Origin of the sequence: Kluyvera genomosp. 3, assembly GCF_011765685.1 — a bacterium.
Taxonomy (GTDB): Bacteria; Pseudomonadota; Gammaproteobacteria; order Enterobacterales; family Enterobacteriaceae; genus Kluyvera; species Kluyvera georgiana_A.
Window position 1 is genome coordinate 1,736,808 of sequence record NZ_CP050321.1, and the last position, 25,954, is coordinate 1,762,761.

Here is a 25,954-nt window from a genome sequence, read left to right on the forward strand (position 1 = left end):
TATCCCCATGACTCGTTGTTCTAACCGCGTGGTGGCGCTGCTGGCACTGATGCTGCTGGCCGCCAGCGCGCTACCGTTTGCCAATTTTGCCCCGAACCGGCTGGTTTCGGGCAATGGCCTGTGGCTATGGCAAATTTGGTCGTTCTCGCCGCTGGCGCTGCTGGCGGTACCGGCGGCGTTGTGGATTTTATGCTGGCTGCCCGGCCGCTTTCCCGGCCTGCTTATTCTGCTGCTGGCGCAGTCGGGCTTCACGCTATTGCTATGGGCTGCGGGGGAGGCCGCCAACCATCTTGCGGCAAGCGCCAGCCCGCTGGCGCGTACCTCGCCCGGCAGCGGACTATGGCTGTGGTTACTGCTGATGCTGCTTATCGCCAACGATGCGATTCGTCGTCTCACGACTCGCGCGGCGTGGCGATGGCTGCTTAACGTTCAACTGTGGCTGCTGCCATGTTGGCTGCTTGCGAGCGGGGCGCTGGATGGGTTATCGCTACTCAAGGAATATGCCAACCGCCAGGATACCTTCAATGACGCGCTGTACCAGCATCTGACTCTGTTGTGGGGCACGCTGCTGCCCGCGCTGCTGATTGGCGTCCCGCTGGGGATGGCGTGCTGGCGTCATCCGCGACGGCAGTCGAGCGTCTTCACGGTGCTGAACATTATTCAAACCATTCCTTCTGTCGCGCTATTTGGCGTGCTGATTGCGCCGCTGGCCGGGCTGGCGCAGCGTTTTCCGTGGTTGGCGACGTTTGGCGTGGCTGGCACCGGCCTGGCGCCCGCGCTGATTGCGCTGGTGCTCTACGCGCTGTTGCCGCTGGTACGTGGCGTGGTCGCCGGGATGCAGCAGGTGTCGCCGCAGGTGCTGGAAAGCGCGACGGCGATGGGCATGGGCCGTGGTCAAACTTTTCTGCGAGTGCAACTGCCGCTGGCGCTGCCCGTGCTGCTACGCAGCCTGCGGGTCGTGGTGGTACAGACCGTGGGGATGGCGGTGGTCGCCGCGCTGATTGGCGCAGGTGGCTTTGGCGCGCTGGTGTTTCAGGGGCTGCTCAGTAGCGCGCTGGATCTGGTGCTACTGGGGGTGATGCCGGTGATTGCGCTGGCGGTAACCCTGGATGCGCTGCTGAGTCTGGCCGCCACCTTACTTCAAGGAGAAGCCGGTGATTGAATTTTCGCAGGTCAATAAAACATTCGGCGGTCATCCGGCGGTGAAAAACCTGTCACTACGTCTTGAGGAAGGGGCGTTCTCGGTGCTGATTGGCACTTCCGGCTCGGGAAAATCGACCACCCTGAAGATGATTAATCGACTGGTGGAGCCGGACAGCGGGATGATTCGCTTCGCCGGACAGGATATCCGCGAGCAGTCGCTGCTGGCGCTGCGCCGACGGATGGGGTACGCCATTCAATCGATTGGCCTGTTTCCGCACTGGACGGTCGCTCAGAACATCGCCACCGTACCGCAACTGCTGAAATGGCCGAAGGCCAGAATGAACGCGCGTATCGACGAACTGATGGCCCTGCTCGGGCTGGAACCCACGCTGCGCGGTCGTTACCCGCATCAGCTTTCCGGCGGCCAGCAGCAGCGCGTCGGCGTGGCGCGGGCGCTGGCGGGCGATCCCGACGTTTTGCTGATGGATGAACCTTTCGGCGCGCTGGACCCGGTCACCCGTAGCGCATTGCAGCAGGAGATGCGCCGCATTCACCGGCTGCTGGGGCGTACCATCGTGCTGGTGACGCATGATATTGATGAAGCGCTGCGTCTGGCGGATAACCTGATTTTACTCGATGGCGGTGAAGTGGTGCAGCAGGGCTCGCCGCTGCATATGCTCAGCGCGCCGGGCAATGAGTTTGTCCGCACCTTTTTTGGTCGCAGCGAGCTGGGTGTACGCCTGCTGTCGTTACGCCAGGTGGCCGACTATGTGCGCCACGGTGAACGCGTTGCAGGAGAAGCGATAGCCGATTCGTTATCGCTGCGCGATGCGCTGTCGGGGTTTATGGCCCAGCGGCGTACGGTGTTGCCGGTGGTCAACGAGAAAGGCGTGGCATACGGGGCGCTGCATTTTGCCGACCTGCTGCGTGAGGAGCCTGCCGATGCGCGTCCTTCGTGATCCGCTGCTATGGCTGTTGGCACTGTTTATTGCGCTGCTGATTGGCCTGCCGTATAGCGAGCCGCTGTTTCACACGCTTTTTCCGGAACAACCGCGCCCGCTGTATCAGCAGGCGGGGTTTCTTGCGCTGACGCTGGCGCACGGCAAGCTGGTGGTCATCTCCAGCCTGGCGGCGGTTGTGATTGGCGTTGGCGCGGGCGTGCTGGTTACGCGTCCTGCGGGGCGCGAGTTTCGTCCGCTGGTGGAAACGCTGGCGGCGATGGGGCAAACCTTTCCGCCTGTAGCGGTGCTGGCGCTGGCGGTGCCGGTGATGGGCTTTGGGGAACAGCCGGCGATTGTCGCGCTGATTCTCTACGGTATTCTGCCGGTACTGCAGGGAACGCTGGCCGGATTAGCGTCCGTACCCGTCGGGGCGCTGAGCGTGGCGGAAGGAATGGGCATGACGGGAGGACAGCGGCTGTGGAAAGTCGAGCTGCCGTTGGCGGCACCGGTGATCGTGGCGGGTATCCGCACGTCGGTTATCGTCAATATTGGCACGGCGACCATCGCCTCAACGGTGGGGGCCAATACGCTGGGCACGCCAATTATCATTGGCCTGAGTGGATTCAATACGGCCTATGTGGTGCAGGGGGCAATTCTGGTGGCGCTGGCGGCGATTATCGTCGACCGCGCCTTTGAGCGCTTAAGCCTGAGGCTCAGCCGACACCGCCGCGCACAATAAACGAGTAGCCGGCGAGCATCACGCCACCAATTCCGCTGATAGCCATCAGGGCAAAAAGGACGATCGCGGCGAATTTAGCTGACTTCATTGTGTACTCCTTTTGTTAACCAAAAGATTATACCGCGAAGCTCAGCTGTTAACGAACGATTAATTAGCAGGAAGTGCGAAGGCCACGCCGTCTTCCTGCCAGCGTGCAAGCTGCTGTAGCTGTTGGGCGCCAGGGGCCGCACCGCACCAGATTAACAGCGTTTGGCCGGGGAACAGCTCTGGCTGAATCTGCGTGAGCGGGTGGGCCAGTACGTCGACGCGCCATCCCTGTTCACAGGCCACCCAACCCTCCAGCCACAGCCGGGTGATATCGGTGACGTTCCAGCCCACCACCAGCGCGTGCGGTCCGGATTTACGCCGGGCGGAAGCGAGGCTGAGCGCAATGTCGTTAATCAGTACGCCATCCAGCAGACCAAGCAGAGTCGGCAGCGTCACCTGCGCGTTTTGCAGACGCTGACGCAATGGGATGAAGAGATTATCCACCAGGGTTCGGGCGCTATGACTGCGACGCAGCTCTTTCACCCATTGTCGCAGATGGGTGAGGTTGCCGTTGCGCAGGTCGCGCAGCGCAGTCTCCTGCTGTTCCTGCCAGCCGTCATCCGGCTCACTCAGCAGGTTTTTGACTTTACTGACCTGGACACCGTTTTCTATCCAACGCTGTATTTCGCGGATGCGGTCAATATCGGCATCGTTAAACAGGCGGTGCCCGCCGTCGCTGCGCTGCGGTTTTAACAGCGCGTAGCGCCGCTGCCAGGCCCGCAGCGTTACCGGGTTGATATCACAGAGCTGAGCCACTTCGCCAATCGTGTAAAGCGCCATCTTATCCTCCGGGCATGCGATCCCCCATTTAACTTTAGACGGGGTTTGCCGTCGCGGCCTGTTGCGGTTGTTTTTTATTCGTTTCACTCCAGGACGGAATGGATAAAATGTGATCGGTAGCATTTTTTGCACTTTTTTTGCCAGGTTTCAAAGAAAGTTATGCCGACTAAGTGTATGTTACGCAGTTTTATTTCTGCTGTGGTGTTGGGGTATGTACGAGTTTAATCTGGTGTTGCTGCTGCTTCAGCAGATGTGCGTTTTTCTGGTCATCGCCTGGTTGATGAGCAAGACGCGGCTGTTTATTCCCCTGATGCAGGTCACTGTGCGTTTGCCGCACAAGCTGTTGTGTTATGTCACCTTCTCCATTTTTTGTATCCTCGGCACCTACTTTGGTCTGCATATTGAAGACTCTATCGCCAACACTCGCGCTATTGGCGCCGTGATGGGCGGCCTGCTGGGGGGCCCGGTAGTCGGCGGGCTGGTCGGCCTGACCGGCGGGCTGCACCGCTACTCAATGGGCGGGATGACCGCGCTCAGCTGTATGATCTCCACCATGGTGGAAGGGCTGCTGGGCGGGCTGGTGCACAGCATCCTGATTCGCCGTGGTCGCCCGGATAAGGTCTTCAGCCCGTGGACGGCGGGGGCGATTACCTTTGTCGCCGAGCTGGTACAGATGCTGATTATTCTGCTGATTGCGCGCCCGTTTGAAGACGCGCTGCATCTGGTGCAAAGCATCGCCGCGCCGATGATGGTGACCAACACGGTCGGCGCGGCGCTGTTTATGCGTATCCTGCTGGATAAGCGGGCGATGTTTGAGAAATATACCTCGGCGTTTTCGGCCACCGCCCTGAAGCTTGCCGCCTCGACAGAAGGGATTTTGCGCAAGGGCTTTAATGAAGAAAACAGCATGAAGGTGGCGCAGGTGCTAATTCAGGAGCTGGACATCGGCGCGGTGGCGATCACCGACCGGGAAAAATTGCTCGCCTTTACCGGCATCGGCGAAGACCATCATCTGCCGGGCAAGCCGATCTCTTCGCGCTACACGCAGAAAACCATTGAAACCGGTGAGGTGGTGTACGCCGATGGCAATGAAGTGCCGTACCGCTGCTCCATTCATCCCAACTGCAAACTGGGTTCAACGCTGGTGATCCCGCTTCGCGGCGAAAATCAGCGGGTCATCGGCACCATTAAGCTGTACGAAGCCAAAAATCGGCTGTTCAGTTCGATTAACCGCACCCTCGGCGAAGGCATCGCGCAACTGCTGTCGGCGCAGATTCTGGCCGGGCAGTACGAGCGGCAAAAAGCGCTGCTGACGCAGTCGGAAATCAAGCTGCTGCACGCGCAGGTGAACCCCCATTTTCTGTTTAACGCGCTGAATACGCTGAAAGCAGTGATTCGCCGCGACAGCGAGCAGGCCAGCCAGCTGGTGCAGTATCTGTCGACCTTTTTCCGTAAGAACCTCAAGCGCCCGTCGGAAATTGTCACCCTGGCCGATGAAATAGAACACGTGAACGCCTATCTGCAAATCGAGAAGGCGCGTTTTCAGTCGCGGCTGCAGGTGCATCTGGAGATACCCGATGCGCTGTCAAACCAGCAGCTTCCGGCATTTACCCTGCAACCTATCGTGGAGAACGCCATTAAACACGGCACCTCGCAGTTGTTGGACGTTGGCGAAATTACGCTACGCGCCAGCCGGCAGGGGCAGCATCTGCTGCTCGAGATTGAAGATAACGCCGGTCTGTATCAGCCCAACGCGCCGTCCAGCGGGCTGGGCATGAGCCTGGTGGATAAGCGTCTCAAGATGCGCTTTGGCGAAGACTGCGGCATCTCGGTTGCCTGCGAAGCGGACCGTTTCACCCGTGTTACCCTGCGGTTACCTCTGGAGGAGAGCGCATGATTAAAGTGCTGATTGTCGATGATGAACCGCTGGCGCGGGAGAACCTGCGCGTGCTGCTGCAAACCCAGGCGGACCTGGAGATTGTCGGCGAGTGTGCCAATGCGGTGGAGGCTATCGGTGCGGTGCACCGTCTGCGTCCGGACGTGCTGTTTCTGGACATTCAGATGCCGCGCATCAGCGGCCTGGAAATGGTCGGCATGCTGGATCCGGAACATCGCCCGTACATCGTGTTTCTGACCGCTTTTGACGAATATGCGGTCAAAGCGTTTGAAGAGCATGCGTTTGATTATCTGCTCAAGCCTATTGAAGAAAAACGCCTGGAAAAAACGCTCGCCCGCCTGCGGCAAGAACGCGCGGCACAGGACGTCTCGGTGCTCAGCGAGGGCCAGCAGGCGCTGAAGTTTATCCCCTGTACCGGGCACAGTCGTATTTATCTGCTGCAAATGGACGATGTCGCGTTTGTCAGCAGCCGGATGAGCGGCGTATACGTGACCAGCGGCGAGGGCAAAGAGGGTTTTACCGAACTGACGCTGCGCACGCTGGAGAGCCGCACGCCGCTGATTCGCTGTCATCGCCAGCATCTGGTGAACATGGCGCATTTGAAAGAAATTCGTCTCGAGGATAACGGCCAGGCTGAACTGCTGCTGCGTAACGGTCAGACCGTGCCGGTGAGCCGTCGCTATTTAAAGAGCCTGAAAGAGGCGCTGGGACTGTAATTCGTGTAGAATCGGTCATCGAATTTTTCATCACCACCGTCGAAGGCACTATGGTCAGTAACGATATTTTACGCAGCGTCCGCTACATCCTGAAAATGAACAACAACGATCTGGTGCGTATCTTCGCGCTGGGCGAAGCCGCCGTCACCGCTGAACAGCTGGTGCCGTGGCTGCGCAAAGAGGATGAGGAAGGCTTCGTACGTTGCCCGGACATTATGCTGTCGTGCTTCCTGAACGGCCTGATCTACGAAAAACGTGGTCGCGATGAATCCGCCCCGGCGCTGGCGGTGGAACGCCGTATTAACAACAACATCGTACTGAAAAAGCTGCGTATCGCCTTTGCGCTGAAAACCGATGATATTCTGGCGATCCTGACGCAGCAGCAGTTCCGCGTGTCGATGCCGGAAATCACCGCCATGATGCGCGCGCCGGACCACAAAAATTTCCGCGAATGCGGCGACCAGTTCCTGCGCTACTTCCTGCGCGGCCTGGCGATTCGCGAGCACGCGGCGAAATAAGCTATACCGTCGGGAATGTATTGAGCCAAACCCTACAAAAAAACGCTGCCGAAGCAGCGTTTTTTTATGCAGTTTATTTTACCTGCTGGCCTGGTTTTGCCCCGTCATCCGGGCTTAACAGGAAGATATCTTTGCCGCCAGGACCTGCGGCCATCACCATCCCTTCCGAGATGCCGAAGCGCATCTTACGCGGCGCCAGGTTGGCCACCATGATGGTCAGGCGGCCGATCAGCGGCTGCGGGTCCGGGTATGCGGAGCGGATGCCGGAGAAGACGTTACGTTTCTCGCCGCCCAGATCCAGCGTCAGACGCAGCAGCTTGTCGGAACCTTCCACGAACTCGGCGTTTTCAATCAGCGCCACGCGCAGGTCAACTTTGGCGAAATCGTCAAAGGTGATGGTTTCCTGAATCGGGTCGTCCGCCAGCGGGCCGGTTACCGGGGCTGCGGCAGCTTTCACTTCTTCTTTTGACGCTTCCACCAGCGCTTCCACCTGTTTCATTTCAATACGGTTATACAGCGCCTTGAAGGTGTTGATCTTATGACCCACCAGCGGCGCGTTGATCGCATCCCAGCTCAGTTCAGTGTTGAGGAACGCTTCGGTACGCGCGGCCAGCTCTGGCAGAACCGGCTTCAGCCAGGTCATCAGCACGCGGAACATGTTCAGACCCATGGTGCAGATAGCCTGCAGGTCGGCGTCGCGGCCTTCCTGTTTCGCCACCACCCACGGAGCCTGTTCATCAACATAGCGGTTAGCCACATCGGCCAGCGCCATGATTTCACGGATCGCTTTACCGAATTCACGGCTGTCCCACGCTTCGCCGATGCTGGCTGCCGCGTCGGTGAAGGTTTTATACAGCTCTGGGTCAGCCAGTTCAGCAGACAGCACGCCGTCGAAACGCTTAGCAATAAAGCCAGCGTTACGGGAAGCCAGGTTGACCACTTTGTTGACGATGTCGGCGTTGACGCGCTGGATAAAGTCTTCCAGGTTCAGGTCGATATCGTCGATGCGGGATGAGAGCTTCGCCGTGTAGTAGTAGCGCAGGCTGTCGGCATCGAAATGGTTCAGCCAGGTGCTGGCTTTAATGAAGGTGCCGCGAGATTTGGACATCTTCGCGCCGTTCACCGTCACGTAGCCGTGGACGAACAGGTTGGTCGGTTTGCGGAAGTTGCTGCCTTCCAGCATCGCCGGCCAGAACAGGCTGTGGAAGTAGACAATGTCTTTACCGATAAAGTGATACAGCTCGGCGTCGGAGTCTTTGTTCCAGTACGCGTCGAAGCTGGTGGTGTCGCCGCGCTTATCGCACAGGTTCTTGAAGGAACCCATGTAGCCGATTGGCGCGTCCAGCCAGACGTAGAAATATTTGCCCGGCGCGTTCGGGATTTCAAAGCCGAAGTACGGCGCATCGCGGGAGATATCCCACTGCTGCAGGCCGGATTCAAACCATTCCTGCATTTTGTTGGCGACCTGCTCCTGCAGCGCGCCGCTGCGGGTCCACGCCTGCAGCATTTCGCTGAAGGACGGCAGATCAAAGAAGAAGTGCTCAGACTCACGCATCACCGGTGTGGCGCCAGACACCACGGATTTCGGCTCGATAAGCTCGGTTGGGCTATAGGTCGCGCCGCACACTTCGCAGTTATCGCCGTACTGGTCCGGTGATTTACATTTCGGGCAGGTGCCTTTAACGAAACGGTCCGGCAGGAACATGCCTTTTTCCGGATCGTACAGCTGAGAGATGGTGCGGTTTTTAATAAAACCGTTCTCTTTCAGGCGACCGTAAATCAGCTCGGACAGCTCGCGGTTCTCGTCGCTGTGCGTTGAGTGATAGTTGTCATAGCTGATGTTAAAGCCCGCAAAGTCCGTCTGATGCTCCTGACTCATCTCGGCAATCATCTGCTCTGGGGTAATGCCCAGTTGCTGTGCTTTCAGCATAATCGGCGTGCCGTGGGCATCGTCCGCGCAGATGAAGTTAACCTCGTGGCCGCGCATTCGCTGGTAACGGACCCAGACATCAGCCTGGATGTGCTCCAGCATATGGCCGAGGTGGATGGAACCGTTGGCGTACGGCAGGGCGCACGTTACCAGAATTTTCTTCGCGACTTGAGTCATAGTGAACGTTACTTCTTATGTAGTGAAAAGGGCTTTTGATGTTACCTGAAAGGCTTTCCTTTGGTAAGCCCAAAGCGTGCCTCATCACGTGCTAAATCAAGCTGGCGGGATATTCGCGCAGAAAAACGACGATTTTCCGGACTGTGTAAGAAGCAACAGCGACCTGGTAGCCATTTTTTTACCACGTCGCGGTGGGCATAAATATAAAGATCATTTTTATGAATGTTGTTTTATTTTTTATTTGTTTTAATGATCTGGATGGGTGTTTTTTGCGCTTAATTAATTTATTAAGAAATAATAATTATCATTAGATATTTGTTGTAATTATACTGCTATGTGTAATTTGTTTTTAATCAATAAAACAAAAGTATTACATTGCAGACACTTTTCGCATGTGAGAATTTTACTTCAAGGGAAACAACCCTTAACAACAATCAAATAAATACTAATAAGGATATCATTATGAAATATTCAATTCTGTCTGCTTCGGTATTAGCTGCAGTTATGATGAGCGCAGGCGCTATGGCCGCGGACGATGAAGCGGTATTGCATATTAACGGTAAAGTGTTGGGCACGACTTGCCAGATTGAGGATGGCAAAAGCCAGGCTACAATTACGATGCCAGACGTCAGCGTTGATGCATTCAATACGCTGAATGCCGGCCAGGAACTGAAAGAATATTCCAGTAGCGCAGTGGGTAATATTAAGTTTAAATGCGATCCGAATGTTACGCCGCGTATTTCATTTGCTGTAGATGGCTTTAACGGAAATGGTAGTGACATTACCCGCAACACCGCGGGTGAAAATGGTGTCGGTTTTAAAGTACACATGAATAATTCAACAGAAGCCATTAGCCCGCAAAAATCAATCACGCTGGTGAAACAGGCTGACGGTATTTATACACTGGATTTCTCCGCATATTATGCCCGTACCAGCGGCACGGTAACCAGCGGAGAGGTTGATTCTAGTATTACCATGCAGGTTTTCTCTGATTAATTATATTGTAAATAAACGGCGGCGAACGCCGCCGTTTATTCCTGGATGAATATGCAAAAAATAATAGCCTTAACCCTGGCGGTAATCAGTTTATCTGCTCAGGCTGGCGTGGTGCTGTATGGGACCCGGGTGATTTACCCAGCAGAAAAACGGGATATTGTGGTCCAGGTGATGAATCAAGGCGAGCGTTCCTCGCTGGTGCAATCGTGGATTGATGATGGCGATACGTCGCGGTCGCCGGAAAACATTGACGTTCCGTTTCTGCTGACACCGCCGGTCGTCAAGGTGGCGGGAAACTCCGGCCAGCAGATAAAAATCAAAAAAATGCCCAATACGTTAGCCCAGGATAGAGAGAGCCTGTTCTTTTTAAACGTACTGAGTATTCCACCTAACGATGCGCAAAACAGCAGTAAAAATGTGATTAAGTTTGCGCTGCAAAATCGCATCAAACTTTTCTGGCGACCCACGGGAATCGCCCCGGTGAGTCGCGCGAGTTTTCGCCAGATCTCGTTAAGTTATACCGGACGGGAGATGGTTATTAAAAATGATAACGCTAACTGGATTACCCTTACCGATATAAAAGTGAATGATGTCAAAGTGAATGGCGAGACAGTCATGTTACCGCCACGAGCCTATCAGACGATAACGCTGAAAAATAATAATGCACCTCAATATTCTCTGACGATTATTGACGATCACGGCAACTATATCAGCGACAGGATTAACGTAAAATAACAGGAGCCGATTATGTTAAGGATGGCCCCTTTAGCTTCGACAGTATTATTATCATTATTCGCTGGCTGTGTTCAGGCTGAAGAGGAAACCTTCGATACCCATTTTATGATTGGTGGGATGCAGGGCGTTAAAACTGACCGTTTTCAATTATCCGGCCAACAGCCGATTGCCGGCGAATATGAACTGGATGTTTATGTTAATCAGCAATGGCGCGGGAAATATACGGTGAATATTACCGATAATACCTGCCTGACGCGTGCTCAGATCCAATTGATGGGGATTAACCTGAAAGCATTACCCGAATCATCCTGCATTTCATTAGAACAGGCAGTGCAGGGCGGAAGCTACACGTTTGATATTAGCGTTTTTCGTCTGGATCTCTCGGTGCCGCAAGCCTTTGTTGATGAGGTTGAGCAAGGATATATTGCGCCCGAAAACTGGCAGCGCGGAATAAATGCGTTTTACACTTCTTATTATGTCAGTCAATACCACAGCGATTATCATTCCGCAGGGAGCAGCAAAAATACCTACGCACGGTTTAACAGCGGACTTAATTTGCTGGGCTGGCAGCTGCACTCTGATGCCAGTTTTAACCAGGTCAATAGCGATGCCGGCGTGTGGAAAAGCAATACTCTGTATCTCGAACGAAGCCTTTCATCGCTCCTGGGCGTATTGCGCGCTGGGGAGATGTATACCTCTGCAGATCTCTTTGACGCAGTCCGTTTTCGCGGCGTGCGTCTGTATCGGGATCTGCAAATGCTGCCAAACTCAAAGCAGAATTTTACGCCGCTGGTGAAGGGGATTGCCCAGAGCAATGCGCTGGTGACGATAGAGCAGAACGGCTTTGTGGTGTATCAGAAGGAAGTCCCGCCCGGTCCGTTTGCGATTGCCGATCTCCAGTTGGCAGGCGGCGGGGCCGATCTTGACGTGACGGTGAAAGAGGCCGATGGCACGCTGACGCAATATCTGGTGCCCTATGGCTCAGTGCCAAATATGCTCCAGCCCGGCGTGGCAAAATATGACGCCGTGGTGGGACGCAGTCAGATTGAAGGGGCCAGCCGACAGAGCGATTTCACCCAGGTCAGTTACCAGTATGGTCTGAATAGCCTGGTGACGCTGTACGGCGGCGCGATGCTGGCGAGTAACTATAACGCCTTCACGATAGGCTCCGGCTGGAATACCCGCTGGGGCGCGTTTTCGCTGGATGCCGTACGTTCGCACAGTCGTCAGGACAACGGTACGTTCGATGGTCAAAGTTATCAGCTCGCGTACAACAAATATCTTAACCGAACCGCCACCCATTTTGGTCTTGCGGCCTATCGCTACTCGTCGCGAGATTACCGTACCTTTAACGATCATGTGTGGGCGAACAACAAAGACAGCTATACGCATGAACAGCACGATGTCTACGATATTGGCGACTATTACCAGAACGACTTCGGGCGTAAAAACAGTTTCTCCGCCAATATCAGCCAGCCGCTGGCCGCGGGATGGGGAGCCTTTTCCTTAAGTTTACTGTGGCGTGACTACTGGCAGCGCGGCGGCCACAGTGAAGATTATCAGCTTAGCTATTCAAACAGCTGGCGGCGCGTCTCCTGGACGCTCTCCGCCAGCCAGACCTACACCGACGATCGTCGTGATGACAAGCGCTTTAACATCTTCATTTCCATCCCTTTTATGTGGGGCGACGGCATGACTGGCGCGCGCCGCCAAATGGCGATTTCCAACTCAACTACCTTTGATAACGAGGGCTTTACGGCGAACAATACCGGACTTTCCGGCACGCTCGGTGAACGAGATCAGTTTACCTACGGCGTTAACCTGAGCCATCAGCAGCAACATCAGGAGACCACGGCCGGGACCAATGTGAGCTGGAATACGCCAGTCGCGACGCTCGGCGGCAGCTATAGCCAATCTTCACAGTATCGGCAAATGAGCGGCAACATTTCCGGGGGAATGGTGCTGTGGTCGGGTGGGGTGAGCCTGGCTAATCGACTGGCGGAAACCGTCGCGATTCTTGATGCGCCTGGGCTGGAAGGGGCGTTTGTCAACGGACAGAAATACCGCACCACTAATGGTAACGGTACGGTGGTTTATGACAATTTGTCGCCATACCGCGAAAACCATCTCACGCTGGACGTCTCCGGCAGCGCCACCCAGACCGAGCTTATTGGCAATCGAAAAAGCGTGGCCCCGGTGCGGGGCGCGGTGGTGCTGGCGCACTTCGATACCGATACGCGCAAACCCTGGTTTATAAAAGCGCAGCGGCCAGACGGCACGCCGCTTACCTTTGGCAATGACGTTGAGGACAGCCGCGGCCATAACGTGGGGCTCGTCGGGCAGGGCAGCCGGTTGTTTATCCGTACTGACGTCCTGCCGCGCAGCGTTTCGGTACGGCTTGATGGCCCTCAAGAGAGTCGCTGCGTGGTCACCTTCGATACGCAAATTGATGAACTGAAAACCTATATTTGTCATTGAGAAAGGAGGCGTCATGAAGGGAGCCATCATCGCCGCGTTAGTATTGTGCGGCTATGCCAGTAGCGGTTGGGCGGTGTGTAAATCGTCGGCCGTCTCATTTTCTCATGACTCGGAGGTCACCGTTGATGAACAGTTTGCGCTGACGCAGCAGTACACAACCATCGTCAGCGTGACCTTTTCCGGGATTAAGTGCGATTCGGCAAACGACACCATTAGCTATATTCCCGTGGTGAAAGACAGCGTGATCGGCCCGTTTAGCAACGGGCAGAAACTCAAGCTGACGGTCCAGACGGATAAAACCTCTGAAACGATTGGTACGACCAGCACCACCGAGAAAACGCTGTCCTACACGGTAAAGCTTAGCCACGCTGCTTATGAGGCGACGACCAGTGGTGCAGACTCGGTATATGTTCCAGGCGTGCTGATCGCCAATACTGGTGGTAATTCGAACAGTTTGATCAATTTTATCCTCGGCGTCTGTAAAACCCTAAGCTGGACTGGCTGTGTGAACTATATAACCAATAGCCTGAAGGGCGACTCTTATGTTGAGAACCTGACCATTATTTATCGCCCGAAAAAGAGTACCTGCCTTCCTGATGACCTGGCCTTAACGTTGCCGGATGTTGCGCTGTCAGAGCTGCCGACGAGCGGCGTCGTTAGCGGGAAAAGCCGAACCAGCGCGATAAGGCTGCAATGTCGCGACCTGCAGGGGCCCAGCCTGCAAACCACGCGCGGTATGTCGGTTTACCTCTATAGCGCTGACCTGCTGAACGGCAGTCGTACGGTCTTACGGGGCAGCGAGTCCAACGGCGTGGGGTTTGTGCTGGATAGCGGCGGCAAGACGGTGGCGCTGTCAACCGTGAAGGGCGCGAAGGACAGTGCCGATAATCTCTGGCGCGCCAGCGCAGGCCAGGCGCTTAATGCGACAACGTTGATGATTCCGCTGACGGCTAGCTACTACGTTTACGACCGCCAGAAGGTTAAGCCCGGCGCGCTGCAGGCGACGGCGCTGATTTTTGTGAACTATGAGTAGTCCGCTTTTTATCGCGAAATGCGCTTGTAGTGGGGGATCGTGTCCCTTTCAGGTAAACTACAAGAGACGCATTCATTCACAAGAACAAAGGAGTCGGGATGAACTCAGAATCCCAGGCCAAATCACCTGAACGTCTACGTGCGATGGTGGCCGGCACGCTGGCAAACTTCCAGCACCCCACGCTGAAGCACAACTTAACGACGCTGAAAGCGCTGCACCATGTCGCCTGGCTGGACGACACCGTTCACATCGAACTGCAGATGCCGTTTGTCTGGCACAGCGCCTTTGAAGAATTAAAAGAGCAAACCAGCGCTGAACTGCTGCGGGTGACCGGGGCGAAAGCCATCGACTGGAAGCTGTCGCATAGCATCGCCACGCTGAAGCGTGTGAAAAACCAGCCGGGCATCAACGGCGTGAAAAACATTATTGCCGTCAGTTCCGGCAAAGGTGGGGTCGGTAAATCATCCACCGCCGTTAACCTGGCGCTGGCGCTGGCTGCTGAAGGGGCGAAAGTAGGCATTCTGGATGCCGACATCTACGGCCCATCGATCCCGAACATGCTGGGCGCGGAAAACCAGCGTCCGACGTCTCCGGACGGCACCCACATGGCGCCGATTATGGCGCACGGTCTGGCGACCAACTCCATTGGTTATCTGGTGACTGACGACAACGCCATGGTTTGGCGCGGCCCGATGGCCAGTAAAGCGCTGATGCAGATGCTGCAGGAGACCCTGTGGCCCGATCTCGACTATCTGGTTCTCGACATGCCGCCAGGCACCGGTGATATCCAGCTAACGCTGGCGCAGAATATTCCGGTGACCGGGGCTGTCGTGGTCACTACGCCGCAGGATATCGCGCTGATCGACGCCAAAAAAGGCATCGTGATGTTCGAGAAGGTCGAAGTGCCGGTGTTGGGCATTGTGGAAAACATGAGCATGCACATTTGCAGCAACTGTGGTCACCACGAGCCTATCTTCGGTACCGGCGGCGCGGAGAAGCTGGCGGAGAAATACCATACCCAGCTGCTGGGCCAGATGCCGCTGCACATTAATCTTCGTGAAGATCTTGATAAAGGCACTCCGACCGTGGTCGCGCGCCCGGACAGCGAGTTCACCGAGATTTATCGCCAGCTTGCGGGCCGTGTCGCCGCGCAACTCTACTGGCAGGGTGAGGTTATCCCAAGCGAGATTGCATTCCGCGCGGTGTAATTCCTCCTATTCTCGTGCGGTGCACCTTGTACCGCACGAGCTAAGATTTATTTTTCTGAATATATCCTTATTTATTATCTTATTCCCATTATGTATTTATTTTTATAATAATATTGCATCCGGAAAAAGTAATTATTTGGTTGTTTTGATGTTAATCAATCATGCAATTTAATAACATTGTTTTCTCTCTCAGTGTATGAGATGTTCAATTTTATCACCCTTTGCAAAATTTGAGCGTTAATCATCTCCTGTTATTTGTGGTAATTATTATTAATGCGGCAATGGAGAGAAAAATGAATAATGAAACGTTGATGATGAAGTTGCGTGAGCTGCTGGTATTGCTGATGCAGAGCCGCTCGCTGAGCGAGAAGTCCGCCGATGCGATGCGCTACTGCCGCGAACAGATGGTTGAGAAAACGTTGCCGGTCAATATTTATGGTGAATATCGGGAGATAATTGAACATCTGAGCGAACTGGCTGAAGAGAATAATCATATTGCCCCGGATGATCTGTTACGCAGCGGCGGCGATTTACTATTAAGCATCCTGTTATTATATGAGCGTCTGGCGGGCGAGGTAGCGGTTAATCAATATTTGAATCAGAACGGCGTACATTATTTCTAGCCAATAAAACGGGCCAGCGGTGAGGCGATCGCCGCTGGCGGGTGATTAACGGTGATAGAAAATTTCACCGTCGTAAATCTTGCTGATTTTGCCGTCGGTATCACCGATCTGTACATAGTTCCCGCCCATGTACGTCCAGTGGGTGCCGGCATCCGGTGCGGGCAGATTACGCTGCTGCCACTGCTTGATGTTGTACTCCGGCGTCAGGTACATCGCGGGAGCGTTATCGCCAATTTTGAATCGCGTGAAATCGGCGGTGAACTCTTTCAACTCATACTGCTTGATGCCGGTGGCCGGAGCCGCCCATGCCGCACCTGCCGTTGCCAACAGTACGCCCAGAAGCATCATTTTAGTTTTACGCATACTATCCCCACATTATCCTGGATATAAAATTGCAGCTCCGTATGATTCCTGATGCGCGGGCTGAATGGCAAGCGCTGCTTTCTTAAAAAGTGTAAGCAAACAGCGATGATGCACGTTTTGAGGATTATTCTGTGAGGAGCCAACATGTTCAGGCTGGAAGATTTATCACTGTTCGTCCGCGCGGCGGCGCTCGGCAGTTTTAGCGAGGCAGCGCGAGAGGCTGGCATCCCGCCCGCGCAGGTTAGCTCGGCAATCAAGCGTCTGGAGACGGCGCTCAATATTCGCCTGTTTGCCCGCTCGACGCGCAGCTTACGGCTGACGGTGGAAGGAGAAACCTGGCTACCGTACGCTCTGCAAATGCTGGATGCGCTGCAAAACGGGCTACAGCAAATTAACACGCCCAATGATGAAGTCAGCGGCACGCTGCAAATTGCCGTACCGTCCGATCTCGGGCGTAATCTTCTGCTGAATGTTTTCCGTGAGTTCCGCACACGATACCCGGCGCTGCGGCTACGGATTTTGTTTTCCGATCATCGCACCGATGTCTTTAAAGATCCGGTGGACGTGGCATTCCGCTACGGTGAAAACGACGATGCATCGTTCGTCTCGCTGCCCGTCGCGCCGGAGAATCGCCGGGTGCTGGTGGCGTCGCCAGACTGGATTGCCCGCCACGGCGAACCGCAGACGCTAGCCGACCTTGAACGCTGTAATGCACTAACCTACGTGCTGCGCGGACGTCCCTTTGACCGCTGGCCGCTCAGCCTCGACGGCGTAGAACACAGCGTGCAGGTTTCTGGCAATATCACCAGCGATGACGCTGAGGTGATCCGTCGTCTGGCGGTAGCCGGTGAGGGGATTGCGTTTAAATCGGGGCTGGATGTCAGCGACGATCTGCGAGAAGGGCGGCTCAAGGTGCTGCTGCCGAACTACCTGGGCGACAGAGTGCCGCTGAATATGATCTGCCCGCACCGCAAACAACTCTCTGCCGCGGTGCGGTTGCTGTATGAGGCGGTGAAGGCGGATTGTGCGGCGAAGCAGCCTTAGCCGCCGTTGCGTTGGACGACCGAATTATAGTTAAAGCGCTGATAATGATAGCGGCTGGTACAGAACTCGAACGGCTGTCCGTCGCTAAGATAGGTGACCGAGCGGGTGACGCTCACCGGCTCGTTTGGCTGTAGCTCAAGCCACTCTTGCGCTTCATCATCGCTCGGCAGCGAAGAGAACTGGGTATGGCTGCTGGCGGGGATTTTACGTAATGTGGTTTCCACATACTGATAAATCGACCCCAGCGCATTTTCACGCGTGAACTCCGGCAGAATATGTACGGGAAGCCACGTGTCTTCAATGGAGAGCGGAAGATCATCGACGTAGCGAACGCGGCGAAAATGCCAGCAGAAGCGATCGTCCTGGATCGCCAACATTTCAGCCACCTCAGCTGAAGGGTTGGCAATTTCAAACAGCAGCAGATGACTTCTGACATTATGCCCCTGCGTCTGATTAATGGTGCTCACGCCCAGGATCGGCGAAACCAGGTTGCTCCCGGCGTGGGTATAGCGCGGGGTAGCCGTTTTGACCACGGTGCCAAGACCACGCTGACGGGTAATAAACCCCTCGTTGACCAGAATCTCCAGCGCGTTATTTAGCGTTATCTTGCTACAGCTAAACTCTTCACAAAGCTGATGACCGTAAGGGATCTTCTCCCCGGTCGCATAGACATTATTGACGATCCTTTCCCTGATTATATTCGCGATTTCAATATACCTACGCAATGTCCACCTCCTGGTTTTAGCCCGTCAGGGAGTATATCGCATACCTTAAAATTTTATCCAGATCTCATTTATTTTAAAAGTAGACTACTTTTAAAATAAAGGGATTGACTTAGTTGTGGGCGAGTTTCATTCTGCAACGGCGGTGCGTAGGAGGGGATTCCGATCTCGGCGAAGCGAGCAGTCTTGTCAACGGGTGTGCTAACTCCGCGCAGGGGGTTGTTTTCATTGCAAGGGAAAAGTCATGAGTCAGACCACGATATTGACGAAAATTACTGATATATCGCAGAAAATGGCGTCGGAGGTTCATCTCCGAAGCCTACGCGATAGTTTCATTATCACCGTGCCCTTTTTGGTGTTAGCCGGGCTTTTTATTATGGTGAACTTTGTTTTTCTGGACGCGAAAGGGTTTATCGGACAGTGGGTTTCCGCCGAGACGATGGCGGCGCTGAGGAGCGTCGGCGATCGCATACTGAACGGCACCATGAATATTTTGTCGCTGATGCTGGTGGTATTAATTGCCTGGAGTATTGCCAGCAAGCGTAAGTTTGCCGCGCCGATGATCCCAGCGATGGTCTCATTAGCGGCATTTCTGGTCTTGATGCCAGGAACATTATCCGTTGTTCCTGTGAATGCTTCCGAAGCGGTGCAGGTCAGCGGCGTCATTTCTCAGGGGCTCACCAACGCCGGCGGCGTGTTTATGGCAATTATTACCGCCGTGATTGCCACCGATCTGTTTTTGTGGATAGCGAAAACCCGCTGGCTACAAATTCGTATGGGTGATGAAGTTCCGCCGATGGTGACACAGTCTTTCCAGTCAATGTTCTCGATTATGCTGGTGGTGCTGGCCTTTGCGCTGGTGGCGTCGGTGGTGAAGGTGAGTACGGGGAAAGAGGTGCATGAGATAATCCAGGCCATCATTCAGGCGCCGCTCGTGCATTTAACCACTAACCTGCCAGGCTTTCTGGTACTGACCACCTTAACCAATTTCTTGTTTTCGCTGGGTATTCATCCGTCAGGCATTATTAACCCGATTCTGGAGCCGCCTCTGTTGGTGGCGATGCAGGAAAACATGGCCGCCTTTGCCAGAGGCGAAGTGCCACCGCATATTATCGTGCTGCCGTTCCGCGACCTTTACGGCCATATGGGGGGAACCGGAAGTACGCTGGCGCTGCTGATTGCGGTCTTTCTGCGCAGCAAAATCTCCAGTCATCAAAAGCTCGGCAGAACCGTGCTGGCGCCGGGATTATTCAATATTAACGAGCCGGTTATTTTTGGTTTCCCGGTACTTTACAACCCGTTAATTATGATCCCATTTATTATTTATCCGCAGATTAACTTTATTATTGCCTATTTTGCCACCGAGTTTGGCATGGTCTCACGTATTGTCGCCTACGTGCCGTGGTCGGTTCCGCCGCTGCTTTCAGGTTGGTTAGGGTCGGGCGGTGATTTCCGCAACGTGCTGCTACAGCTCCTGCTCTTGGCGTTAGGGGTAATGATCTATTTGCCGTTCTTAATGGCCTATGAACGCACGATGCTGAAAAACAAAGTCGAAGCGCTGGTCAATACGCTGTCTGCAGATAATACCGCAACCACCATCGAAGATGCGCCTGAATTAAATGGTCTCGAGGTGCTGAATAATAAAACCATCATCCTGACCTGTAATGAAGGTATGTCGACATCGATCATGGCCAAAAAGATGGGGCAGTACGCGAAGGAACAGGGTTACGAGTTAACGATCTACGCTGTCAATATTGGGCGTATCGAAGAGGAATATCACAAGGCTGACCTGATTTTATTAGGACCGCAGGTTGTCTATATGCAGGACAGTATTATTGAAAATATACATGCGGCCTGCCCGGTACTCCCGATTAATAAACAATATTTTAGCAAGCTGGACGGTAAATCTGCCATTGAAGAGGCGGCAGGCCAACTGGCGGGCATCAACGGAATTTAACAGGAGGTTATACGATGATTCACAGTGCGTTTATTGGTTTTGGTAAAAGCGCGACGCGCTACCATTTACCTTATGTTCTGGCCCGTAAAGATAAATTTAACGTTAAGCGTATTTATGATCAGCGGCGAAATCCTGATCGGGAACAGGAAGCGGCCTACCGGGACATCGCTTTTACTTCGCAGGTTGAGGATATACTGAATGATGCGGATATAACCCTGGTGACCGTCTGTACCCATCCGGATAGCCATTTCCATTACGCAAAACTTTGCCTTGAACACGGCAAAAACGTGCTGGTGGAAAAACCGTTCACCACCACGCCGGAAGAAGCCAGGACGCTGTTTGCGCTGGCTCGAGAAAAAGGGCTTCTGGTGACGCCGTTCCAGAACCGTCGTTTTGATAGCTGTTTCTTAACCATGAAGCAGGCCATCGAAAGCGGCAAGCTGGGCGAGATTGTGGAGGTGGAGAGCCACTTTGACTACTTCCGCCCAGACGCCGAGTATCAGCCCGGCGGTAACTTCGACGGCGCATTTTATGGCCTGGGCGTGCACACGCTTGACCAGATGCTGTCGCTGTTTGGCCGCCCCCAGCAGGTCTTTTATCACCTGCGGCATCTTCGCCAGCCAGCTAACCCGGACGATACCTTCGAGGCGCAGCTATTTTACGGTGATATGAAAGCCATCATCAAAACCAGCCATCTGGTGAAGACGCCTTATCCGAAATTCCTGGTCCACGGTACGCGCGGTTCGTTTGTTCGTTATCAGATTGACCAACAGGAAACTTGCCTGAAAAACGGCGTGATGCCAAATGACAAGCACTTCGCGGAAGGTGAGGAGCTGGCATTGCTGGAATACGTTGATCAACAGGGAGTCAGTCATATTGAACATATTGCGTCGGTAAAGGGGGATTACGGGCGCGTTTACGATGCCATTTTTGCCACGTTGACCGCTGGCGCGGCGAATTACGTCAGTGAAGAAGAGGCATTAACTAACCTGGAAATACTGGAGGGGGCATTCCGCCAGCCATCGCCTTCACTTCTGGTTTTAGACTAAGGGACGACTATGCAAAGAATACTCAACTGTCGCGCCAGCGACTTCGCCGAGCCGGTGACGGCGGCGGCGTTAAAGCAGGCCATTATGGCATCCGAGGGGCGAGTGATTATGGCGGAAGTCGCCGCAGGTGCGTCGCCGCTGTATGGCGAGGTGACTAACGGTGAACTGCTGTGCGCGTTTGGCGCCGATATGCTGCTGGTGAAAGGAATGGATTGCCAGAGTCAGCGTATTCAGGGCTGCGATGGGCTGCGTCATTTCAAACAGCTAACGGGACGTCTGGTGGGCGTGAGTCTGGAAGTGCTGGCGGAAAATACGCCGGATAACCCTCGCGGCTGGGATCCGCTTCATCTCGGACTGGTTACCGAGGCCGATTTTTATTGCCTGACGGCTTACGACAAACCGGGCGTGGATGCTGCGCGGGTAAGGGAAGCGGTAAGCCAATTGCGCGCGCTGACGGATAGACTCATTCTGGTGGCGAAGTTCTACGGCACAGGAGTGGCAGAGGCGGACGAGTACGCGGCTTATGTTGCAGCAGGTGCGGATGGGGTGATAGTTCCTGCTCCTTCCAGCTGCCGCGGCGCATCGGAAGCCCGCATTGAGCGAGTACTTTCGGCTATTCGCGCGGCGGGCGGCATGGCCATCACCACCGTTAGCAGCAGTCAGGAAGGGGCGGATGAAGCCACGGTGCGTGAGATTGCCCTCGCCAGCAAACGCTGCGGTGCCGATGTTTACAACTTTGGTGATGCCGGCGTGGCAGGGATGGCTGACCCGCAGGCCGTGTATACGCTGTCGATGGCGGTGCGCGGTAAGCGGCATACCTGGGTCAGGATGGCGGCGTCGTCATTACGTTAATCATCGTCAGATGAACCCGCACCGCCAGCCGCTTTCCGCGGCGGTGCGGGTAGCCCATATCAGACGATGTTCGTCATCATTGCGCCGTCGGTTTCAGCAAGCCACCCGTCGATTTATTATTCTCTAAATATTGATGCTGGAAAATACACATACGTATCGTGTTGCGGTATTCGCCGTTAACGAAAAACTCATGTATTAACTCGCCTTCCTGGATAAAACCAAGCTTACGATAAATATGGATGGCTTTGACATTCTCTTTATCCACGATGAGATAGAGCTTATAGAGATTCAGGACGGTAAAACCGTAATCCATCGCCAGCTTAGCGGCGCGTGTCGCCAGGCCTTTGCCCTGATATTCCGGTGAGATGATAATCTGGAATTCCGCTCGCCGATGAATATGGTTTATTTCAACCAGCTCCACCAGACCTGCATTATTGCCATTATACGAAATGACAAAACGGCGTTCGCTCTGATCGTGGATGTGTTTATCGTAAAGATCGCTTAGTTCAACAAAGGCTTCATAAGGTTCTTCGAACCAATAGCGCATCACGCTCGCGTTATTATCGAGCTGGTGCACAAAGCGCAAATCTTCGCGTTCAAGGGGTCTTAGCTTAATGTCTGATTGTTCTGGCATAATATTTTCAGCCTCTTTGTAAACTGAAAATATATTATCTACTGATGGCGGGCGTCATCAAGATTTGAAAAAAATTACAATCAATTCAGCGTGATAATTCTGCTCCCCACCAGACGAGCGTGTTTGCCACGCTCATCTGATGGGGCCTGAAAGATTAGTGTCGCACCAGCGTCGCAAAGTAATACACCAGCGGCACTGCCAGCACCCACAGCCCGACAGGAATCTCGCGCCATTTACCGGCGATTGTCTTGATCACGATGTAAAACAGCAGGCCACCGGCAATCCCGGTACCGAAGCTGTTGGCAATCAGCGTGATCATCACCATCATCAGCACCGGCAGACCGTCGGTAAAGTTGGCCAGATCGACCTTGCGCAGGCCGCTGAACATATTCAGACCAATCAGAATCAATGCTGGCGCGGTGGCTTCTTTCGGGATCATCAGCGCCACCGGGGTGAACAGCAGCATCAGCAGGAACATCACCGCCGCGGCCAGCGCCGTCAGGCCGGTTTTGCCTCCGGCTTCTGCCGCGGCTGAAGATTCAATCAGCGCGGTGGCCGCCGGGATCCCCAGCCATGGCCCTACCGCGGCGGCAATCGAGTCGACCATAAACGGACGATTAATATGCGGCATATTGCCTTCTTCATCCAGCAGCCCGGCTTCCCCGCCGACCGCCAGGGTAGTGCCCATGGTGGAGAAGAACTCTGAAGCGAAGAAGACAAACAGGAACGGCAGGAAGGCGATATTGAGCGCTCCCAGCATATCAATCTGGCCTAACACGGGCGTCAGTGAATGCGGCACATCTATAAAGTGGTTTGGCAGACGGGTGACGCCCGCCGGAATACCGACCAGCGTGGCAAATAAAATGGCCCACAGAATGCCGCCTGGAATGCGTCGCGCCTGCAGAGCGATGGCCAGAAATAGCCCGCACAGCGCGACCAGCGCGCCAGGAGCCAGGAAATCGCCCAACATTAAGGCGTTCGTTTTGGCGTTCGCCAGCACTAACCCCGCGTTGCGGAACCCCAGCACCGCGACAAACAGGCCAATAGAGGCGGTTAATCCGAGCTTTATCGACTGTGGTACCGAGCGGGTGACGACTTCGCGCAGGCCGAATTTGGTTAACAGGAAAAAGAGGATCCCTGACCAGCAGGCAATACCTAAGCCAATCGGCCAGCCGATGTTTTCACTGCCCGCGAGCGTCACGCCTACCAGCACCGACCCGCCAATACCGGGGCCGACGATAAACGGCAGGTTGGCATAAAACGCCATCAGCAGCGTCCCGCCGACGAACACCAGAATGGTGCCGGTGGTGGCAGCCCCTTTATCCATTCCGCCTACCGCCAGCAGGCCTGGAATGACCACTAAAAGATAGGCGGCGGCCAGAAAGCCGGTGATGCCCGCCAGACATTCGGTACGCAGCGAACTGCCGCGCGAGTAAAGCGCAAAGCGCCGTTCCAACCAGCTCCCGGAGGTGGTGGAGTTAAGGGTATTATCGGCCATGATGTGGCGCTCCCATGATTATTGTTGTGCTGTGTGTTGTGATGAAATGACCGGGTCGACAATCTGTCGCGTGGTGCCGTCGGTCAGCCCTAAATCGGTTAAATGTGGCCCGGCGTTACAAGCAAGACAGGTGCCTTCAATCGCTTTAAAGACTCGATACGGCGGCTCCCAGTCGGCAACCTTCGCGCTGAGATCGCGCAGATTACGGAATTCCGCGGCCAGCTCGTCGGCGGGTTTGTCAGAAAGCATCCCGGCAATCGGCATCGCCACGTGGGCCAGAATGCCGCCGTTTTGCGCCAGCGCCATGCCGCCGCCCGAGGCGATCAGCTGATTGGCCGCCAGGGCCATATCTTCGGGGTGACGGCCCAGCACTACCAGGTTGTGTGAGTCGTGCGAGTAGCTGGTGGCGATAGCGCCGCGCAGTTCGCCCCAGCCTTCCAGCAGGGCAATCTGCGGCGTGGCGGCATGTCGGCCATGACGATGCTTAACCCAAATCAGGCTAAATCCGTCGGGAATCTGCACCTGGCCGTCACGGATCTCGACGTCCACTTCGCCCCATTGGGTAAAGCGCGCGCCGCGGATGTGGCGAAGCCGCGCGACGCCGTGTTGAATGCGGCCAACTCGCAACGCGAAGTCATCGGCGCTGAGTGGATCCAGGTGCAGCGTATTGCGCGGCGGCGTCACGCCAGGGGCCGGGGGAATCGCTGCCAGCAGCTTGCCGTCGCGGGCGATTTGTTTCCCGGCGACGTAGACCGCGCGGGCGGAGAGTTTATCCAGCGAATCAAAGACCACCAGATCCGCGCGGCGACCGGCGGCAATCAGCCCCAGATCGTTTCGCTGCAGACGAATGGCGGCGTTCAGCGTGGCGAAGCGCAGAACGTCGGTGGCCCTCAGTCCGTGTTCAATCAGTAAATTGAGCAGGGCGATGATGCCGCCTTTTTCCAGCAGCATATCCGGCGGCACGTCGTCGGTGCAGACCGTAATCTGCGAAGAGAGATGCGGCAGCGTTTGCAATGCTTTGACGATATCCGGCAGCAGGTAAGGGTGGGAACCCCGAATTTCGAGCGTCAGCCCGGCGCGCAGCTTTTCCAGCGCATCGTCAGCGGAGGTCAGTTCATGGTCTGAGGTGACGCCTGCGGCCAGATAGGCTTGCAAATCGGCGCCGCTCAGCCCGCGAGCGTGGCCTTCGATCAGTTTGCCGCTATCCAGCCCCGCCTGCACAATCTCCTGCATGCGGCAACTGCCGTGCAGCACGCCGTGCATATCCATCACTTCCGCCACGCCGCGCACTTCCGGCCAGCCGAGCATGGTGTTCATTTCCGCGCCGGCGAATTCGGCACCCGACATTTCCAGACCCGGCGTCGACGGGACGCTGGACGGCGCGGCAACCATCACCTGCAACGGCAAATGGCGGCTCGCCTCTACGGCATAGCGCACGCCTGCCACGCCCAGCACGTTGGCCAGCTCATGGGGATCCCAGAAGACGGCGGTGGTTCCCTGCGCCAGCACAATTTCGGCATAGCGCTCCGGCGGCAGATGTGAGCTTTCCAGGTGGACGTGGGTGTCCATCAGGCCGGGAGAGAGGAATTCACCGGGCAGGGAGTGGCGTTCAAGGGCGTCGCTGCGGCTACCGCGCGGGTGGACGCTGGCAATCATATCGCCGACGATACCTACGTCGGCTTCGCGAATTTCACCCGTCGCCATATCGACGATGTAAGCATCGGTGAGCAGCAGGTCGAACGGAACTTCACCACGAGCGGCCTGAACGGCGCGACGGCGGTTTTCAGCATTGCTGGACATAACATCTCCGGCACAGGGATAATGTGCGCTACTT

Annotated in this window: 24 protein-coding genes; 16 read left to right on the top strand and 8 right to left on the bottom strand. The window is 55.2% G+C overall.

Annotated elements, in window-relative coordinates; translation table 11 throughout:
* The first annotated feature begins 7 nt into the window (after nt 1-7).
* Genes GY169_RS08080 through GY169_RS08090 form a run of 3 tightly spaced genes read left to right on the top strand, consistent with a single transcriptional unit; the run spans nt 8 to nt 2,823 of the window.
* Nucleotides 8-1,162: an ABC transporter permease gene (locus tag GY169_RS08080; protein WP_167575438.1), complete on the top strand. Its 1,155-nt coding sequence runs from the start codon at nt 8-10 to the stop codon at nt 1,160-1,162.
* Nucleotides 1,155-2,102: an ABC transporter ATP-binding protein gene (locus GY169_RS08085; RefSeq protein WP_167575439.1), complete on the top strand. Its 948-nt coding sequence runs from the start codon at nt 1,155-1,157 to the stop codon at nt 2,100-2,102. The genes GY169_RS08080 and GY169_RS08085 overlap by 8 nt, the downstream gene beginning before the upstream one ends.
* On the top strand, nt 2,086-2,823 hold the full coding sequence (locus GY169_RS08090) for an ABC transporter permease (protein WP_167575440.1): 738 nt from the start codon (nt 2,086-2,088) through the stop codon (nt 2,821-2,823). The genes GY169_RS08085 and GY169_RS08090 overlap by 17 nt, the downstream gene beginning before the upstream one ends.
* Here the strand turns inward: GY169_RS08090 and GY169_RS08095 are convergent.
* Together GY169_RS08095 and GY169_RS08100 are read right to left on the bottom strand one after the other, a co-directional pair.
* Entirely contained in the window at nt 2,798-2,911 is a 114-nt protein-coding gene (locus GY169_RS08095; RefSeq protein WP_074398756.1) for a protein YohO, read from the bottom strand. The two genes, GY169_RS08090 and GY169_RS08095, sit on opposite strands and share 26 nt — an antisense overlap.
* A 59-nt stretch (nt 2,912-2,970) precedes the next feature.
* The gene (locus tag GY169_RS08100; RefSeq protein ID WP_167575441.1) at nt 2,971-3,690 is read right to left on the bottom strand and encodes a MerR family transcriptional regulator; all 720 of its coding nucleotides are present in this window, start codon (nt 3,688-3,690) and stop codon (nt 2,971-2,973) included.
* Between the two features lie 211 nt (nt 3,691-3,901).
* On the opposite strand from GY169_RS08100, the gene GY169_RS08105 reads away from it, so the two are divergent.
* Genes GY169_RS08105 through GY169_RS08115 form a run of 3 tightly spaced genes read left to right on the top strand, consistent with a single transcriptional unit; the run spans nt 3,902 to nt 6,821 of the window.
* Nucleotides 3,902-5,587, top strand: a complete 1,686-nt coding sequence (locus GY169_RS08105) for a sensor histidine kinase (RefSeq protein ID WP_167575442.1) — start codon at nt 3,902-3,904, stop codon at nt 5,585-5,587.
* Complete coding sequence (btsR, locus tag GY169_RS08110; protein WP_163447481.1) at nt 5,584-6,303, top strand: two-component system response regulator BtsR; 720 nt, start codon at nt 5,584-5,586, stop codon at nt 6,301-6,303. Before GY169_RS08105 ends, btsR begins: the two co-directional genes overlap by 4 nt.
* 50 nt (nt 6,304-6,353) lie before the next feature.
* Nucleotides 6,354-6,821 carry a DUF1456 family protein gene (locus GY169_RS08115; RefSeq protein WP_064544193.1) on the top strand — a complete coding sequence of 156 codons (468 nt, stop codon included), beginning with the start codon at nt 6,354-6,356 and terminating at the stop codon, nt 6,819-6,821.
* A 73-nt stretch (nt 6,822-6,894) separates the two neighbouring features.
* On the opposite strand, the gene metG is transcribed toward GY169_RS08115, so the two are convergent.
* Nucleotides 6,895-8,928 carry a methionine--tRNA ligase gene (gene metG / locus GY169_RS08120; RefSeq protein ID WP_163447480.1) on the bottom strand — a complete coding sequence of 678 codons (2,034 nt, stop codon included), beginning with the start codon at nt 8,926-8,928 and terminating at the stop codon, nt 6,895-6,897.
* Nucleotides 8,929-9,390: 462 nt separating this feature from the next.
* Here metG and yehD point away from each other — a divergent pair, with 462 nt between their 5' ends.
* From yehD to GY169_RS08150, 6 genes are all read left to right on the top strand, one after another.
* Nucleotides 9,391-9,924 (top strand): fimbrial protein YehD, encoded by a 534-nt coding sequence (gene yehD, locus GY169_RS08125; RefSeq protein WP_167575443.1) that lies wholly within the window; start codon nt 9,391-9,393, stop codon nt 9,922-9,924.
* 51 nt (nt 9,925-9,975) lie between these two features.
* Nucleotides 9,976-10,659: a fimbria/pilus periplasmic chaperone gene (locus GY169_RS08130; RefSeq protein WP_163447478.1), complete on the top strand. Its 684-nt coding sequence runs from the start codon at nt 9,976-9,978 to the stop codon at nt 10,657-10,659.
* Nucleotides 10,660-10,671: 12 nt separating this feature from the next.
* Nucleotides 10,672-13,137, top strand: a complete 2,466-nt coding sequence (locus GY169_RS08135; RefSeq protein ID WP_167575444.1) for a fimbrial biogenesis outer membrane usher protein — start codon at nt 10,672-10,674, stop codon at nt 13,135-13,137.
* Nucleotides 13,138-13,150: 13 nt separating this feature from the next.
* The gene (locus GY169_RS08140) at nt 13,151-14,170 is read left to right on the top strand and encodes a fimbrial protein (RefSeq protein ID WP_167575445.1); all 1,020 of its coding nucleotides are present in this window, start codon (nt 13,151-13,153) and stop codon (nt 14,168-14,170) included.
* A gap of 98 nt (nt 14,171-14,268) precedes the next feature.
* Complete coding sequence (apbC, locus tag GY169_RS08145; protein ID WP_163447475.1) at nt 14,269-15,378, top strand: iron-sulfur cluster carrier protein ApbC; 1,110 nt, start codon at nt 14,269-14,271, stop codon at nt 15,376-15,378.
* Nucleotides 15,379-15,671: 293 nt separating this feature from the next.
* Nucleotides 15,672-16,001 (top strand): hypothetical protein, encoded by a 330-nt coding sequence (locus tag GY169_RS08150; protein WP_163449361.1) that lies wholly within the window; start codon nt 15,672-15,674, stop codon nt 15,999-16,001.
* 45 nt (nt 16,002-16,046) lie between these two features.
* Here GY169_RS08150 and GY169_RS08155 read toward each other — a convergent pair whose 3' ends face one another.
* Complete coding sequence (locus GY169_RS08155) at nt 16,047-16,364, bottom strand: RcnB family protein (RefSeq protein WP_163449362.1); 318 nt, start codon at nt 16,362-16,364, stop codon at nt 16,047-16,049.
* A 144-nt stretch (nt 16,365-16,508) separates the two neighbouring features.
* Between GY169_RS08155 and GY169_RS08160 the strand changes: the two genes are divergently transcribed.
* Nucleotides 16,509-17,408: a LysR family transcriptional regulator gene (locus tag GY169_RS08160; RefSeq protein ID WP_167575446.1), complete on the top strand. Its 900-nt coding sequence runs from the start codon at nt 16,509-16,511 to the stop codon at nt 17,406-17,408.
* On the opposite strand, the gene GY169_RS08165 is transcribed toward GY169_RS08160, so the two are convergent.
* The gene (locus tag GY169_RS08165; RefSeq protein WP_167575447.1) at nt 17,405-18,133 is read right to left on the bottom strand and encodes a GntR family transcriptional regulator; all 729 of its coding nucleotides are present in this window, start codon (nt 18,131-18,133) and stop codon (nt 17,405-17,407) included. The genes GY169_RS08160 and GY169_RS08165 overlap by 4 nt on opposite strands.
* A 289-nt stretch (nt 18,134-18,422) precedes the next feature.
* On the opposite strand from GY169_RS08165, the gene GY169_RS08170 reads away from it, so the two are divergent.
* The 3 genes from GY169_RS08170 to GY169_RS08180 are packed head-to-tail and all read left to right on the top strand — an operon-like array spanning nt 18,423 to nt 21,988.
* On the top strand, nt 18,423-20,087 hold the full coding sequence (locus GY169_RS08170) for a PTS transporter subunit EIIC (RefSeq protein WP_223882169.1): 1,665 nt from the start codon (nt 18,423-18,425) through the stop codon (nt 20,085-20,087).
* Nucleotides 20,088-20,101: 14 nt separating this feature from the next.
* Nucleotides 20,102-21,136 carry an oxidoreductase gene (locus tag GY169_RS08175; RefSeq protein ID WP_167575449.1) on the top strand — a complete coding sequence of 345 codons (1,035 nt, stop codon included), beginning with the start codon at nt 20,102-20,104 and terminating at the stop codon, nt 21,134-21,136.
* A gap of 9 nt (nt 21,137-21,145) precedes the next feature.
* Nucleotides 21,146-21,988, top strand: coding sequence for a hypothetical protein (locus tag GY169_RS08180; protein ID WP_167575450.1), 843 nt, complete (start codon nt 21,146-21,148; stop codon nt 21,986-21,988).
* Nucleotides 21,989-22,064: 76 nt separating this feature from the next.
* Here GY169_RS08180 and speG read toward each other — a convergent pair whose 3' ends face one another.
* The 3 genes from speG to GY169_RS08195 form a co-directional block, all read right to left on the bottom strand.
* A complete protein-coding gene (gene speG / locus GY169_RS08185) occupies nt 22,065-22,622 on the bottom strand; it encodes a spermidine N1-acetyltransferase (protein ID WP_167575451.1) in 558 nt (185 codons plus the stop codon).
* Between the two features lie 154 nt (nt 22,623-22,776).
* The gene (locus GY169_RS08190) at nt 22,777-24,120 is read right to left on the bottom strand and encodes an NCS2 family permease (RefSeq protein ID WP_167575452.1); all 1,344 of its coding nucleotides are present in this window, start codon (nt 24,118-24,120) and stop codon (nt 22,777-22,779) included.
* 18 nt (nt 24,121-24,138) lie between these two features.
* Nucleotides 24,139-25,920 (bottom strand): adenine deaminase, encoded by a 1,782-nt coding sequence (locus tag GY169_RS08195; protein ID WP_167575453.1) that lies wholly within the window; start codon nt 25,918-25,920, stop codon nt 24,139-24,141.
* Between the last annotated feature and the right edge of the window lie 34 nt (nt 25,921-25,954).